At 63.6% G+C, this 15,067-nt stretch carries 14 protein-coding genes and 1 pseudogene; 7 read left to right on the forward strand and 8 right to left on the reverse strand.

Going from position 1 to position 15,067, the window contains the following annotated elements:
- The first annotated feature begins 69 nt into the window (after positions 1–69).
- Genes AC1DY7_RS13465 through AC1DY7_RS13495 form a run of 7 tightly spaced genes read left to right on the forward strand, consistent with a single transcriptional unit; the run spans position 70 to position 8,209 of the window.
- On the forward strand, positions 70–1,305 hold the full coding sequence (locus AC1DY7_RS13465) for an MCE family protein (RefSeq protein WP_477494181.1): 1,236 nt from the start codon (positions 70–72) through the stop codon (positions 1,303–1,305).
- Positions 1,302–2,330 carry an MCE family protein gene (locus AC1DY7_RS13470; protein ID WP_477494182.1) on the forward strand — a complete coding sequence of 343 codons (1,029 nt, stop codon included), beginning with the start codon at positions 1,302–1,304 and terminating at the stop codon, positions 2,328–2,330. Before AC1DY7_RS13465 ends, AC1DY7_RS13470 begins: the two co-directional genes overlap by 4 nt.
- Entirely contained in the window at positions 2,330–3,427 is a 1,098-nt protein-coding gene (locus AC1DY7_RS13475; RefSeq protein ID WP_477494183.1) for an MCE family protein, read from the forward strand. The genes AC1DY7_RS13470 and AC1DY7_RS13475 overlap by 1 nt, the downstream gene beginning before the upstream one ends.
- Entirely contained in the window at positions 3,424–4,803 is a 1,380-nt protein-coding gene (locus AC1DY7_RS13480; RefSeq protein ID WP_477494184.1) for an MCE family protein, read from the forward strand. The genes AC1DY7_RS13475 and AC1DY7_RS13480 overlap by 4 nt, the downstream gene beginning before the upstream one ends.
- A complete protein-coding gene (locus AC1DY7_RS13485; RefSeq protein ID WP_477494185.1) occupies positions 4,800–6,086 on the forward strand; it encodes an MCE family protein in 1,287 nt (428 codons plus the stop codon). Before AC1DY7_RS13480 ends, AC1DY7_RS13485 begins: the two co-directional genes overlap by 4 nt.
- Positions 6,087–7,676, forward strand: a complete 1,590-nt coding sequence (locus AC1DY7_RS13490) for an MCE family protein (protein WP_477494186.1) — start codon at positions 6,087–6,089, stop codon at positions 7,674–7,676.
- Complete coding sequence (locus AC1DY7_RS13495) at positions 7,673–8,209, forward strand: Rv2253/PknI dimerization domain-containing protein (RefSeq protein ID WP_477494187.1); 537 nt, start codon at positions 7,673–7,675, stop codon at positions 8,207–8,209. Before AC1DY7_RS13490 ends, AC1DY7_RS13495 begins: the two co-directional genes overlap by 4 nt.
- A gap of 91 nt (positions 8,210–8,300) precedes the next feature.
- Here the strand turns inward: AC1DY7_RS13495 and AC1DY7_RS13500 are convergent, their stop codons facing one another.
- The 8 genes and pseudogenes from AC1DY7_RS13500 to AC1DY7_RS13535 form a co-directional block, all read right to left on the reverse strand.
- Entirely contained in the window at positions 8,301–9,485 is a 1,185-nt protein-coding gene (locus AC1DY7_RS13500) for an SNIPE associated domain-containing protein (RefSeq protein ID WP_477494188.1), read from the reverse strand.
- Complete coding sequence (locus tag AC1DY7_RS13505; RefSeq protein WP_477494189.1) at positions 9,482–10,750, reverse strand: hypothetical protein; 1,269 nt, start codon at positions 10,748–10,750, stop codon at positions 9,482–9,484. Before AC1DY7_RS13505 ends, AC1DY7_RS13500 begins: the two co-directional genes overlap by 4 nt.
- Positions 10,751–11,562: 812 nt before the next feature.
- Positions 11,563–12,310, reverse strand: a pseudogene (locus tag AC1DY7_RS13510) (RsiV family protein).
- Positions 12,311–12,356: 46 nt separating this feature from the next.
- Entirely contained in the window at positions 12,357–12,782 is a 426-nt protein-coding gene (locus AC1DY7_RS13515) for a cupin domain-containing protein (RefSeq protein ID WP_477494190.1), read from the reverse strand.
- 180 nt (positions 12,783–12,962) lie between these two features.
- Positions 12,963–13,469: a LysR substrate-binding domain-containing protein gene (locus AC1DY7_RS13520; RefSeq protein ID WP_477494191.1), complete on the reverse strand. Its 507-nt coding sequence runs from the start codon at positions 13,467–13,469 to the stop codon at positions 12,963–12,965.
- Positions 13,470–13,841, reverse strand: coding sequence for a LysR family transcriptional regulator (locus tag AC1DY7_RS13525; RefSeq protein WP_477494192.1), 372 nt, complete (start codon positions 13,839–13,841; stop codon positions 13,470–13,472).
- 4 nt (positions 13,842–13,845) lie between these two features.
- Entirely contained in the window at positions 13,846–14,163 is a 318-nt protein-coding gene (locus AC1DY7_RS13530) for a hypothetical protein (RefSeq protein WP_477494193.1), read from the reverse strand.
- 48 nt (positions 14,164–14,211) lie between these two features.
- A complete protein-coding gene (locus AC1DY7_RS13535; RefSeq protein ID WP_477494194.1) occupies positions 14,212–15,060 on the reverse strand; it encodes an adenylate/guanylate cyclase domain-containing protein in 849 nt (282 codons plus the stop codon).
- Positions 15,061–15,067 lie beyond the last annotated feature (7 nt).

Genomic DNA, 15,067 nt, shown 5'->3' on the forward strand with positions numbered 1-15,067 from the left:
ATTGAGTTACGGTGACGGCGCAACCGGAAGGGTGACGGTGGGGGACACCGAAAGGCAACGGCGGACGCAATGGGACACCGAGGGCGCGGTGCCGCAGTGACACAGCGCATCGGATCGAAGTCACGATGGCGCTCGCCTGCAGCCGGCGCGGCTACCATCGCTGCGCTCGGGCTGATCGTTGCTCTGGTCGTGGTGTTGTTCCGCGGTGATCTGCGACCGTCGGTACCGGTGACGGTCCTCTCGGCGCGCGCCGGGTTGGTGATGAACCCGGACGCAAAGGTCAAGTTACGCGGAGTGCAGGTCGGGACGGTCACATCGTTGGAGGTGTTGCCCAACGGATCGGCCGTGCTGCACCTGTCGATGGACCCCGCCAAGCTGCACTACATCCCGGCCAACGTCCGTGCCGACATCGCGTCGACCACCGTGTTCGGCGCGAAGTTCGTGCAGTTGAGCGCGCCTGACAATCCGTCAGAACGGCGAATGTATGCCGGTCAAGTGCTCGACGGACAGCAGGTGACCGTCGAGATCAACACCATCTTTGAGCAACTCACCGCTGTTCTGGCCAAGATTGACCCCGTCAAACTCAACGCCACCCTGAGCGCCATCGCGCACGCAGTCAGCGGGCGGGGCCATCAACTCGGCCGCATGCTCACCGACCTTGACTCCTACCTGGCCACCTTGGAGCCCGCGCTACCGGCGCTGAGCCATGAATTGGCCATCGCACCAACAGTTCTCAACGGCTACTCCGATGCCGCGCCAGACCTGCTGACCGTGACAGCCAATGCGGGCAAGATCAGTCAGACGCTGGTAGAGGAACAGCACAATCTCGACGCGTTCCTGGTCAGCGTGATTGGGCTGGCGGACGCCGGCCAAGACGTGCTGTCTGTCAACCGTCAGCCACTGGCTGACGTCGTGCACCTTCTCGTGCCCACCACCGATTTGACCAACAAGTACAACGAGGCCCTGTACTGCTTGATGGGCGGCCTGGTTCGCGGCGCCTACGTCAAGCAACCTCAAGTGCCCGGTGCCACCGTCAACGCCGGATTCGTCCTAGGTAAAGAGCGTTATCGCTATCCCACCGATCTGCCCAAAGTTGCCGCGACCGGCGGCCCGCAATGTGTGGCGGGCCTGCCCAACGTGCCGTATCAAGCCCGGCCGCCGTTCGTCGTCGCCGACACCGGCGTCAATCCCACTCGCTACGGCAATGAGGGCATCCTGCTCAACTCCGACGGGCTCAAACAATTCCTGTTTGGGCCCATCGCCGGCCCGCCGCGCAACTCCGCACAGATCGGTCAACCGGGGTGAGGGATACACCACGCGGCAACCTGATCAAGTTCGGGGTATTTGGCCTGGTGATGGTCACTCTGACCGGGTTCCTGTTCCTCATCTTCGGGCAATACCGGATGGGCCCTACCAGCAGCTACACCGCGATTTTCGCCGACGCCTCTCAGCTGAAGGCAGGTGACTCCGTCCGTGTGGCGGGAATCCGGGTGGGCACGATCGCCGCAGTCTCCCTGCTCGCTGACAAGTCTGTCCGCGTCAGCTTCGACGCCGACCGCGGTACACGATTCAGCACCGCGACGCGGGCATCGGTGCGTTATCTGAACCTGGTCGGCGACCGCTACCTTCAACTCGCCGACCCCCCAGGCGGGTCCGTACCGCTGCCCGCGGGCAGCCAGATCCCGATCGAACAAACATCGCCTGCACTGGATCTCGACCTTCTGCTCGGTGGTCTACGTCCGGTCACCCAGGGTCTCAACCCGCGTGACGTCAACGCCTTGACCCAGGCACTGCTGCACATGCTGCAAGGGCAAGGCGGCACGCTGCAGTCCCTGTTCTCCGAAACTTCCTCGTTCAGTGCGGATCTGGCAGGCAACGACGAACTAGTGACTCAACTCATCGACAATCTGAACGCTGCGGTGGCAGCATTAGCCGACAACGGCGACCGGTTCGCCACCACGGTCGATAAATTGCAGCAGTTCGTCGGCCGGCTCGCCGATGACCGTGACTCGATCGGCGCCGCGGTCACCGCACTGGACAAGGGCACTGCATCACTGGCCGATCTCTTGACCCAGGCCCGTCCAGCTCTGGCAGGCACGGTCAACCAACTGAGCCGACTGGCACCCAATCTCGAAGCTCTCAAAGACCACCTCGACGTCGGTCTGCAGAAAGCGCCGGAGAACTACCGAAAACTTGCGCGCCTGGGTGCCTACGGCAGCTTTTTCAACTACTACCTGTGCGGGGTGACAGTCCGGGTCAGCGACCTTCAAGGCCGCACCGCGGTGTTCCCGTGGTTCAAGCAGGAGACCGGAAGGTGCTCGGATAACTGATGCTCAAATATCTTGGACCACAACTGATCCGGCGAGGATTCATCGGAGTTGCGCTCGTCGTCCTCGTCATCGCCATCGGCCTGCAGCCCCAACAGCTGACGTCATGGGCCACCGAGATCCGCTACCAGGCGCTCTTCACCCAAGCCGGCGGGCTGGCGCCAGGCAACGATGTCACGGTCTCGGGCATCAGGATAGGGTCGGTATCGGCGGTCGACCTGCGCGATGGACGTGCCGCGGTGACCTTCACGGTGCCCGGAGCAGTCCTGCTGGGAAGTCAAACCACTGCCCACATCCGCACCGGATCCCTTCTGGGACAACGGATTCTCACCCTGGACTCGCAAGGAGCGGGACGACTGCGCTCCGCTGACATCATCCCGGTCACGCGAACCTCGTCCCCGTACTCACTGACCGAGGCCGTGGGAGACCTCACCACCGACATCGCCGGCACCGACACCGGCACCCTCAACCAGTCCTTGGAAGCACTCTCGACTGCCATCGATTCCGTTGCACCAGAGCTGGGAAGCACCTTCGACGGTCTCACCCGTCTGTCGCGGGCTCTGAACACGCGCAACCAGACTCTGGGGGAGCTGTTCAAAAACGTCGCTGTCACCAGCGACATCCTCGCAACACACAGTCAACAAGTGAACACCCTCATACTCAACGCCAATGATCTGCTCGACGTGCTTGTCCAGGTGCGTCATGCGATCGCCGACCTGCTGGCGAACACAGCCGCTGTAGCCCAACAACTGTCAGCGATGGTGCACGAGAACCAGGCGAAACTGGCGCCTACCCTCGACAAACTCAATGCGGTCACCGCAGTGCTGCAAAAGAACCGCGACAACATCGCCAAAGCGCTACCCGGACTGGCCAAATACGAACTCACGACCGGCGAACTCGTGGCCAGCGGTCCCTACTACCAAGCCATGATCGTCAATCTCAGTATGCCCAAACTGCTTCAGCCCTTCCTGGACTACGCCTTCGGATTCCGGCGGGGCGACAACAACGGGCAGCCACTCGACAACGCCGGTCCCCGAGCAGAATTCCCGATACCGCGCAACGGCATTCCCCAGAACCCCGGCCCAGGAGGACCACGATGACTCGCCGGCGCCTCAGAACGTCAGCGACGATCGTGCTCTGTATCTTCGCTCTCGCCGCAACCGCCGTAGTCCTGAGTGATCGATTCTTCGCACCGAAGACGATCACGGCATACTTCGTTTCGGCCACCGCTGTGTATCCCAACGATGAGGTACGCGTTGCCGGAGTCAAAGTCGGCAGCATCACCGCCATCGATCCCGCCGGTGAATACGTCAAGGTGACACTCAGCGTGGACCACCGGGTACCGCTACCCGCGGACGCGAAGGCCGTCATCGTCGCCGCCAACCTGCTCGCGGCCCGCTACGTCGAACTCACTCCCGCCTACGAATCGCACACCGGTGGCCCCCAGATGACTGATCACGCTGTCATCCCGATAGACCGTACGGCGGTTCCCGTGGAGTGGGATGAAGTAAAAACCCAACTGATGCGCATGGCCACCGAACTGGGACCCAACAGCCAAGTGTCAGAACCGGCCATCGCCCGTTTCATCGACAGCACCTCCAACGCCCTCAACGGCAACGGTGACAAATTGCGCCAGACGCTGACCCAACTCGCCGGAGTCGGCAGAATCCTCGCCGACGGAAGCGGAAACATCGCCGGCACCATTAAAAGTCTCCAGACACTGGTGAGCACCCTGCGTGACACCAACCCTCAAATCGTGCAATTCCAAGGGCGATTCGCCACTCTGACCAGCGTTCTCGACGACAACAGATCCGACCTGGACGCGGCCCTGAAGAATCTGTCCTCTGCGATCGGTGACGTCCGCGGGTTTCTCACCGACACGCGCGACAAGACCAGCGAACAGGTGCAACGGCTGGCCGATGTCACGTCGAATCTCGTTGCCCACCGCGACGACCTCGAGCAACTTCTGCACGTGACACCCAACGCAATCGCCAACGGATACGCGGACTACAACGCCGACACCGGCACCATCTTGGGCTCAGTGTCGTTCAACAACTTCTCCAACCCCATGCAGTTCGTGTGCGCGGCCATAGGGGCGGTGAAAAACACGACCTCGGCCGAGACCGCCAAACTGTGCGCCGACTATCTAGGACCGGCCCTCAATACCCTGAACTTCAACAACCTCCCATTCCCCATCAACCCTGTGCTGGTGCCTACCACCCGCAACGTGATCTACACCGACCCCGCGCTCGCTCCCGGCGCCGCCGGATCATCACCAGCAGTGACCGAACAGCCACCCTCCATCTCGGCCTATACCGGGCTGGGCGGGGACTCAGCACCGGCCGGCGGGCAACAGATCCCCGGTGCAGTCGGCCCCACCACCGTGGACGGCATGTTGCTCCCTGAGCAGTCCACGGCCCCGTTGCCTGTACCCCCGGGCCCGCCCACCGACCAGGACGGGACACCGCCGGCATGAAGACCACAGCCAACCTGGTCAGGCGCACCGCCGTCACCGCGATCGTGGCCTCAACTCTGACCGGATGCGCCTTCGGCGGCATCAACTCGCTGCCCTTACCCGGCACCCTGGGACACAGCCGCGATGCCATCCACTATCACATCGAACTGGCCAATGTGGCAACGCTGGAATCGAATTCGCCGGTCATGGTCAACGACGTCGTCGTCGGCAGCGTGGGCGCGATGACCCTGCGTGGCCAGCACGCCGATGTCGAGATCCGGGTCGAGCCTGGCACGGTCCTGCCCGCCAACGCCATAGCCCGCGTAGGCCAAACCAGCCTGCTGGGATCGATGCATCTGGCGCTTGATCCACCACCGGGCCAACCTCCCACCGGTCACATCCCACCAGGGGCAACCGTCCCCATCAACCAGTCATCGACCTACCCCTCAACCGAAGCGACGCTGTCGTCATTGGCGGCCGTCGTGAGCGCCGGAGGACTGGGCCAGATCAGCGACATCGTGCACAATTTCACCGCCGCCCTATCAGAAAATCATGACGCTGCCCGCGACCTCATCAGCCGGCTGAACACCTTTGTCGGCGTGCTCGACCACCAACGCGGCGACATGATCGCCTCCATGCGGGCGCTGGACCGACTAGCCAGCACCCTGGCGGGCCGACGCGCGGTCATCGACGAAACCTTACGCAGACTCCCAGCCGCACTTGATGTCCTGCTCGCGCAGAAGCCGCAGATCATGACCGCTCTGAACAAACTGAGAGTCTTCGCCCAGACCGCCACCGCCGTCGTCGACGATACCCAGGCAGATCTCGTCAGGAATCTGAAGAATCTCGAACCCACCGTCGGTGCGTTGGCCGACGTCGGACCCGGTCTCATTGATGGCCTCATATTCGCCACCGTCTTTCCCTACGGCCAAAACATCATCGACCGAGGGCTCAAAGGCGACTACATGAACCTGTTCGCCGTCGCCGACCTCACCGTTCCCCGCCTCAAACGCGGCATGTTCCTCGGCACCCGCTGGGGACTGGACGGCGCGGAACTCGTCCCGGCACCCGGAGACCCCGGATACGACTGGTACTACACAAAAAACCCACTCGGAGCCATCACCGGCATCCCGCCCAGCGGCAGCGAAGTTCCTTCGCCCCCGCCACCGATCGGACCGGCGACGATTCTGCCCGGCGTATCCAACACGCGTGCACCGTCAGCTCCTCAACCCCCCGCGCCACCGCCACCACCATCAACGGGAGCCACGCCGGCCCCACTTCCCGCCGAGCAGGGAGACCGGTAAATGCTGACCCGGTTCGTTCGCGCCCAACTGGTGATCTTCGCGATTGCCTCCGTCGTCGGGCTCACGGTCATGGTGGTGGTATACCTGCAGGCACCTACGCTTCTCGGCATCGGCCGCATCACCGTCACCGCGAACTTGCCCGCAACCGGCGGACTCTACCGATTCTCCAACGTCACCTATCGTGGCGTGCAGATCGGCAAGGTCACCGCAATCGACCTCACCGACGACGGCGCCAAAGCCACACTGTCACTCGATGATTCACCCCGCATACCCGCTAACGTCAAGGCCGAAGTACGCAGCATCTCCGCAGTCGGAGAACAGTACGTCGATCTGCAACCGCACGACGATGACCCACCGTACCTTCGCGACGGGGCATCGATCACGCTGGCCGCCAACGCACTTCCCCAACAAGTGGGCCCACTGCTCGACCAAACAAGCGCACTGCTGAACAGCATTCCCAAGGATCAACTCGGAAGTCTGCTCGATGAATCGTTCAAAGCCTTCAACGGAGCTGGCTACGACCTGCAATCACTTGTCGACTCCTCGGCCAAACTCACCAGCGACCTGGGTCCCGTCAGAGATCAGATAAAAACCCTCGTCGACGACAGCGCACCACTCCTAGACGGACAGGCCGCTTCAGCAGATGACCTTCGATCCTGGGCACGTCACCTCGCCGGCCTCACGGACCAAGCCGTCACCGACGACCAGCAATTCCGCACCATCCTCAACGAGGGACCCAGCGCCGCAACGGAGGCGACGAAACTCCTCGACCAGATAAAGCCCACGCTGCCCGTCCTGCTGGCGAACATGACCTCAATCGGACAAATACTGGTCACCTACAACCCCGGGCTAGAACAACTGCTCGTGCTCTTTCCACCCTTCATCGCCAACATCCTCTCCGAAGCCCCCGACCACAACCCCACAGGACTCGGACAAGGAGACTTCGCACTCACCGAAGGAGACCCACCGTCCTGCACCGTCGGATTCCTCCCACCCAACATGTGGCGCTCACCGGAGGACACCAGCCTGGTCGACACCCCTGATGGCCTCTACTGCAAACTGCCCCAGGATTCACCACTCGCCGTACGCGGTGCGCGCAACTACCCCTGCCTCAACCAACCCGGCAAGCGGGCACCCACGGCGGAAATCTGCAAGAGCACTCAGCCTTTCCAACCGCTGGCCATGCGTGAACACATGCTGGGGCCCTACCCCTTCGACCCGAACTTGGTAGCTCAGGGCATTCCCCTCGACGGAAGAGTCACCGCGCCCGAGAACCTCTACGCTCCGACCGAGGGCACCCCCATGCCGCCGCCCGACGGACTCCCTTCAGCACCGCCGGCAGGAAATCCGCCGCCCGCCGGTGCGCCACCCTCACCACCGGAGAACAGCGAACCTGAGGGGGTGCCCGCCGCGCCCAGCGGCTACACCAGCAATACGGGATCCGGCCGGCACGCGATGGTATTCGCCAAATACGACCCGAACACCGGACGATACGTGACCTCCGATGGACGCACCCACCAACAGAGCGACCTGCGAGTCGGGGGAGCGCCACACACCTGGAAAGACCTGATCTTGGCGGAACCACAGTGACATTCACACGACACCAAGCGGTCCGCGCAGCAACCGCAACCATCTTCCTCGCCAGCGCAGCAGCGGTCGCCGCGATCGGTGGTGCGCCCGTCGCCACCGCCGGTTTCTGCGACCCGCTGCTCAACGGAAATTTCTCCGCCACCTCCGACGGGGTATGGGCCAAGACCAACGACATCTATCACGATGAGAAGACCGTGACAGATACCTGGGCAATCGAGACAGCATGCACTCCCGCAGGCGACTGCGCCGGAACGATCGCGAGCAGTCAGGGTTGGAAGGCGCCGATTGTCTGTGAGTCCGCCGGGCTCTGGCACATCCGACGTCACCTCGACCAGTGGGAACCTTGCAGCGGTGGCACTCCCGCGCCGGGAGATCAGCTCCTGTACTTCTCTCCAGATCTCTCGGGGTCTCCGAGTTTCGATGCAGTGAAGACTTTTTCGGGATGGAACCGAACCGTCGGCACGAGCGGCAACTGCGGAATCAACGAGCCGCTCGTCATCGAAATGCCGCTGCAGGTCACTCTGATTCAATAGATGCGTGACTGTAGCGTTCACATCTCAGGGACGTTGAGGTAGTCGGGAGTTATCGGCGCCTTGGATGTTGGTGGTACTTGCGGGCCGGTCATCAGTCGGCATATGCATTCTCGACGTCAGACGCTGTGGTTTGCCCCAGGTGATCATGTTCGTGTTCCTGAGAGCGAATGACCTCGCTGGCGTGGAACTGCTCGGCGTCGGGGTTCTCAGTGAATTCCAAAAGGTTTCCAGCGATTTCGGTGAGTGCGGTCCGGACCTGCTGGGGTGTGGCGTAGAAGAACTCTCGGCGTAGGTTGACTCGGTTGACGCGGGTAGGGGCGAAGTGTCGATGGAGGTGGGCTTCGACGCCGACGGCGTCGTCGGAGAAGAACAGAGCGTGGACGTCGAAGGCGAAAGGGACTGAGGCGTCGCCGAGTTCGCGGACCCGATCGAGAGGTTCGAGGCGCCGGGTCATCCCGATCTTGACGATGCCCCGTCCGAAGGATCCGATATTGCTGATGACGTAGACGTATCCAGCGCGGATGTTGGCGATTCGGTAGTCGTTCCGCGCGATGCTTTGGTCGATGTCGGCAAGTCTGGCGGCGAGCTCTTCGCGCTCGTCATCCCGACCAGAGCCACCAAGGGCATCGAGCACGGACGCGTAGTGCGAGCGTTCCTTCTCCAGTCTGGCGCGTTCGGCCTGGAGTTCGCGTTCGGCTTGCTGTTCCTCCCGCAGCCGTGCGCGTTCCTCTCTGGCGGCCTCGCGTTCTTCTTGGACTTTCATCTGGTAGTCCGCGGTGAGTTCGAGTTCGCGTACCCGCAGGGCGTGGTAATCGGGGTTGATATGCATCTCCATCATGGAGGCGTATCGGGCGATCGATGTCGCCGCACCGGACAGGCGCTTCTCGGCGGCGGGAAGGTTGCCCGCCTTTACATAGCGCACGCAGTTCTCGGCCTCGGCGTTGTAGGCGCGCAGCATCAGCTTGGCCAGATCGCCAGTCATTTTACGACCCTTGGCTAGAGAGTTGTCGAAGGTGAAGCGGGTCGATGCTTCGATGGCTCGGCCTTGGGAGATGAAGGCTTTGATGTCGTCGCGGATGGCTGACAGGGCATCCTGGTAGGCGACTGCATCGTCGAGGGGATGGCGGTAGGTATAGATCCCGACGTCGTGCAGGGCCTCGGCGTCGCGCCGCCACCGGTCGACTTCGTCTAGGGCATCTTCGTACTGCTGTTGCAGCCGTTGATTCTCGCGGCGTAGATCGTCGACAGTCGAGGCCGCCGGCTGCGGTGCGCTCACGATCGGACGCCGCGAGCGGAGCTAATGGGTTTGAGAGCGAAGGGATTCTTGGACACGAGAGCATGCATGTAGGCGAGCGTCTGGGTGGGGTCGACATTGTGCAGGTCGTACTGGCCGAAGTCGTGGCGGTCGGCGGCTGCCGCGACGAAAGGGAATGCCTCCGGCAGGCCGGTTGCCGGATGGATCGTCTCGGTTTGAACTGTGAGAGAGATGGTTTGGATACGGCCATCGCGGTCGCTTTCGAAGACCTCGTGAAATGTTCGGACCGCTACCGCAGCGACGGCACTGTTGTAGCGCTCGCGCTGCTCTTTCTGCGTGCAGGGCGTTTCACGGGTTTCGCCGGTTTTCTGGATGTATTTGTACAGCCTGACCGCCGGCAGTTCCGAGGGTGGCGGGATGATCACCGTTACGGTGAGTTCGCCGAGCTCTGGGTCGAATTGGAACTCGTGGTCGACGGGGAAGGCCTCGGGATACACGGAGTTGCCGAGCACAATGCCCACGTACTCGTGGATGGCGTCGAGTTCGCCGGCTTCGAGGGCGCGGGCGAACGCGTCCAGCTTGGTGTTGGCTTCAGCGACGGCGCGTTCCCGATCGGCACAGGCTTGGTCGTAAGCCGCTTGCGCAGCGGCGAGACGTTCGGCGCGCTGCCGTTCCGCGGCAGCGTGCGCTTCGAGAAGCGATGCGTTCTTGGACGGCAGTATTCGCTCAACGTTGTCTTTCCATGCCTGATGCTGCTGAGCCCACGCGGCGTGGGCCTGTTCGGTGGCCTCGGCATGCTTCTGTTTGCCGAACAGTTTGGATAATCCAGTCGGCGCTGGAGGTTGGGTGAACTGTGGTTCTGGCGGGGGATTGTGCAGTTTCGGCTTGGACGTGGGTCTATCAAGGCCGGCGGGATCGAACGGCGGATGGTCGGCCGCTTGTTTCAACGCGGCAATGTCGACGTAGTCATCGACGTCGAGGGTGGCTGCGAGGATGGTGTCGATCTGCTTGAACGCGCTGATGGCGCGCTGGGTGTTCGCTTCGGCAGCAGCGAGTAGTGCTCGTTCATGCGCTCTGCGGGCCTCGGCTTCGGCCTCCCAACGTCGCCGCTCCGCCGCGTGCGCGGCTGCGGTCACCGCGCGTTCGTACTCGCGTTGCGCGCGTTCGGCCTCTAGGGTCGCGGCGGTGTGTGCCGCGTACGCTGCCACGTACGCGGCGCGTTGGCGCTGTTCTGCCAGCCGCTGCTGGTGCTGTAGTTCTGCCCAGAATCCCCGCTTCCTGCCCATATCGCGGATGATACGAGGCGGGGCCGATAAGGAATGTGCGAATTCGTCAATACCCGGTATTTGATTGTGCACGAATCAATGTCGCGGTGTTTCCGGGCTGCGCGTTGATGACGATAATGAATTGGGTGGACAGTCCTTCGCGCGTTACCCCCTCCGCTAATGTCCTGTACCTGCATGCCCCGATCCGGCCGCCCCTTACGGGCAGGGGATGGGGGATTGTGACAGGCGTTCCCCACCGGATTCGTTCCTCCGGTGTCGGCATGGGACTGCGGGCCGTGACATGGTCGACATCGTCGGTCTCGCACAGAGATGTCTCGCCGATCGGCTGGCCGAGGTGTCGCCGACTACGTTGACCGCACGGGAGCACTGGGAGGTCGAGGCGCCGCCCGGCTGCTGGGCCCACGACTAGCCGCGGGCCGTCGAGGTGGCCCACGCGTTGCTTAGTTCAGCTGGACACTGGTCGGCGGTTTACAAGCTACACGGGGTAGTTGGGCTGCGGAACTGCCATGCTCACACGCCAGTTCTGGAGGCTAGGTCGCGGGGATGTCCGGGTACATTTCGTCATCGAATATTCACCGACAATGATCGAGATTCGACCGGAATCGATGAAAACAGCAGGGATCTCAGAAGTAGTCAAACCCGTTGTTCCGCTGAGACTTAACCGGTATTCGAAGTAAGAGCCGAGAATCGCCAAAACCAAATCCCTTGGTCGCGGGTTCGAGCCCCGCCCGCCCCACTTCACTTGTGCCCGCCGATTGCAGAACGTCTGGCCAGAGCGCATCACCGATCGTCCTGACTGCGAACCCGTTGCGCTACGCGATCATCGGGTCGATCGCCGACCGGGGCACCAGCACGTGCAGCGCGCCGGCGGAGGCGGGCAGCATTACGCCCTGGTCGAAGAAGAAGATGACCCCGTCGTTGACGATCGCGAAATTCTGGTAATTGGCGGGGTTGTAGAGAGCGGCCTGCGCGAACGGCAACGGCGCCGGCGCCGGGGGGGGCGGGGGGGGGGGGGGGGGGGGGGGGGGGGTGGGGGGGGGGGGGGAGTTCAGATTGGACGATCGGTGCGACGGTCTTCAGCGGATCGTCGACCCGCCACAAGGGCGCATGTTCCTTATCGTCCGGCGTCGCCGTGTAGGTGATCGCCTTGCGGTAACTCTGGTCCCAGTTGAACGCCTTGTACGTGGTCTGTGCCTGCGACCCACCGACGTTCTGAGACACCGTGAACACGACAGCCTGGGTACCGCGCGGGGGAACCGACGAGCTGTAGTTCGATGGCTTGATGCTCAACTCGGAGGGGGCGGTGCCGGACTTGGCTGAGGCGACGAATGCGTCGCGCGTCTGGGTGATGTAGTCGGAGACCGATTTCAGGTCGGGGTAGTCCAGCGGGATGCTGATGTCGACGCTGTATGAGGGGTCGGACAGCTGGATCTCGCACGAGCTGCCGGTGTTGCCGCCTTTGAGGTCAGCGCAGTAATCCTTCGGGGCCGCCACCGCCACACCGGTGGAGCCGAACAGGGCGGCAACCGTGGCGACCAGTGCCACGCTCAGGGAACGCATGGGGCAATACCTCCAACCAAATGCGGCAACGTGCCGAGACTACAGATTAACGGGCACGCCGCCAGCAAAGCTGGCAGGGCGCAATTACCGCTTTTCTCGGTGGTCGCGGGCGCTCACAGGTCCAGCGCGCGGCCGCGTGCGGGCGGCGGACCGGCGATGACGACGTCGAGGTCGAGGTCGGGGCGCTGGCGATCAACCGTTCGCGGAACCGCTCGGGCTGGATCAGACCTTCGGTGTAGATGACGTCGTCGGTGGGTTCACCGGTGACGTCGAAGAAGGGCTCGAAGATATCGGAGGTGAGGATGCCCAGCAGTTTGGTGTCATGCCGTTCGATGGCGAACGTGTGGATGGTGCCCGCCGGTGCGTGTACGAAATCTCCCGGCGTGAGCAGCACCTCGGAGCCGTTGGCGTACAACCAGACCCGTCCCGACAGGCAGAAGAAGTTCTCGGTGTGGTGCCAGCGTGCGGTCACCGGTGAACGATCCGCCCCCGTGCAACCAGAGCACCACGGGCATGGGACCGGTGACCGCGTCGGGCAGATGAAGATCGCACAGAAGCGGTTCGCCGGCGCGCTGCGCGTAGGTGATCGTGTGGTGTCGCATAGATCGATCCTCGGCCTTGCGCGGGCCGCACACCAGCAGGAAGTCGCGAACTATTGTTCGGTGAATCCGGATGATGCGGACACTGCGAGTTTGGCGAAGCGGCGCAGCGCCACGCTTGACCTGCCTTTGGCCACGCACAGATAGGTGGGTCGTTCGTCGAGGTCGGAGATCGGGACGAACCGCACGCCGGGGCGTCGATAGATGTGCGAGCCTGCGGCGCCCGCCACGTTGACGCCGATCCCCGCCGCGCACAGTTCGAGGATTTCGTCGAAGCTGCGAGCGATCGGCAGGGTCCGGGGCGCGTCGCGCAGGGCTTCGCCCAGCCAATAGTCGGAGGTGGACGCATCGCCGACGGTCACGAAGGTCTGGTCGGTCAGATCGGCCACGGACACGGAGTCGCGGTCGGCCAGTGGATGGCTGTCGGCGGCGATCAGCACGCAGGAATCTGACCACAGGGCGGTCGCGTGCACCCGGCGTGGTGGCGACGCCAGCATCGGGATCAACGCGCAGTCGACGTCCCCGTCGAACAGTGCCCGAAAGGGATCACCGAAGCCCAACTAGACGACATGCCAATCGATTTCGGGCATCGTCTGCTGCGCCGCGGCGTAGATGGTGCGGAACTGTGGGCTGAACACCTCCAGCCCGATCCGGATGGTCGTCCGTTCGGTGGTCTTCGACGCCCAGCGCACCACGTCGTCCATCGACCGCACGGCCCGCTCGGCCAGAGGGAGCAGACGCCGACCGTCGTCGGTGAGGGCGACGCTGCGGGAGGTTCGGTTGAACAGCGTCCGGCCCATCCGCTGTTCCAGCGTGGCGACGTGCTCACTGAGCGCGGACGGGCTGACGTGCAGTGCGTCGGCCGCACGCCCGAAGTGCAGTTCGTGCGCGACCGCGAGAAAGCTCCGCAGGTGCGCGGCGGTCACGTCCATTGAGTCAGGATAGGTCTCGCGCGGCGGGCCGGACGGCGTGCCGCGGGCACCACAGCGTCATCGTCACGGCGGACTGCCCGTCGTGGGAGCGACCCTCCACGTTCACCACCGCCAGCCACGTCCCGGACGTGCGCCGCACCCAGGCGACCAGGGTTCCGTGAGCGATGGATGGAACCGCCAACCCGTGAGCACGGACCGGCGCGGGGGACAGGTACATGGGGCGGTCGGCCTCCGGCCAGAGCAGGTGCGTCAGCACCTCGACCGGTTGATCCCGGACGACGAGAATTTTGACCCCGGGCGGGTCCCGCCATCTGTCGAACATGTGTTCGAATAGTAGTCGACGCCGAGCCCTGCGGACGGGCTTCGAGGGTTACTCTTGCTCGGTCTGATCCCCGACAGCCTCCAGCGCCGGAGTATCGGCCCCGGCCACCGCATACACCGTGTGCTTGCCCTGTAAGCCTTTCAATTCGACATCGCGGGGTAGCCCGAACTCGGCGCCCGGCAACTTACCGACCGCTTGGCGTACCGGTTCGCTGATCAGCACCTCACCACCCTCGGCCAGGCCGGCCACCCGGGCGGCCATGGCGACGTTGCGCCCGAAGAGGTCGTCACCCCGCCGGACCGATGTGCCCATGTGCACGCCGATGCGCACCCGGATGTCGTCCCAACGTTCCGGGTCTTCGGTGAGGGCCTGTTGCACGCCGAGGCTGCAGCGGACGGCCTGCCGGGGGTCGGCGAAGGCGATCATGAACCCGTCGCCCTGCGTCTTCACGACATGCCCGCTGTGCTTCTCGACGTGCTTGTAGAAGAGTTTGTTGTGCCGCTCAAGCACTTTCACCCATTCGCGATCGCCGAGGGCGTCGTTGAGCTCGGTGGAGCCCTCGATATCGGAGAAGACGATCACCGCTTGCCCGTCGGCTGTCAGCCTGGCCAGATCGGGACGCTCCACGCGGGCCCAGCCCGCCAGGTCCTCGATCGAGTTGCGCACGGTGGCCCGCACGCCTTTGTTGATCAGCGAGTCAGCGGCTTGCCAGACGGTTTTGATGGCGACCGGTGCCAGCCCGCGCGGTCGCCGTCGGCGCGGGCTGTCCCGCCGCAGGCGCTCGATTTCCTGGCGTGCGCCATTGAGCTTGCCGCGCGTCACGATCAGCAGGACGGTCAGGGTGATCAGGCCGGCCACGGCCAGGACGATGACGATCCAGCCGATGACGGGGTTCACTCAGCCA

The organism is Mycobacterium sp. P2_H7 (assembly GCF_056403275.1).

What these genes read in the sequence shown, in the direction of transcription:
- AC1DY7_RS13465 (WP_477494181.1), top strand. Translation starts at nt 70, where the DNA reads ATGGGACACCGAGGGCGCGGTGCCGCAGTGACACAGCGCATCGGATCG.
- AC1DY7_RS13475 (WP_477494183.1), top strand. Translation starts at nt 2,330, where the DNA reads ATGCTCAAATATCTTGGACCACAACTGATCCGGCGAGGATTCATCGGA.
- AC1DY7_RS13480 (WP_477494184.1), top strand. Translation starts at nt 3,424, where the DNA reads ATGACTCGCCGGCGCCTCAGAACGTCAGCGACGATCGTGCTCTGTATC.
- AC1DY7_RS13485 (WP_477494185.1), top strand. Translation starts at nt 4,800, where the DNA reads ATGAAGACCACAGCCAACCTGGTCAGGCGCACCGCCGTCACCGCGATC.
- AC1DY7_RS13490 (WP_477494186.1), top strand. Translation starts at nt 6,087, where the DNA reads ATGCTGACCCGGTTCGTTCGCGCCCAACTGGTGATCTTCGCGATTGCC.
- AC1DY7_RS13505 (WP_477494189.1), bottom strand. Translation starts at nt 10,750, where the DNA reads ATGGGCAGGAAGCGGGGATTCTGGGCAGAACTACAGCACCAGCAGCGG.
- AC1DY7_RS13525 (WP_477494192.1), bottom strand. Translation starts at nt 13,841, where the DNA reads ATGGACGTGACCGCCGCGCACCTGCGGAGCTTTCTCGCGGTCGCGCAC.
- AC1DY7_RS13530 (WP_477494193.1), bottom strand. Translation starts at nt 14,163, where the DNA reads ATGTTCGACAGATGGCGGGACCCGCCCGGGGTCAAAATTCTCGTCGTC.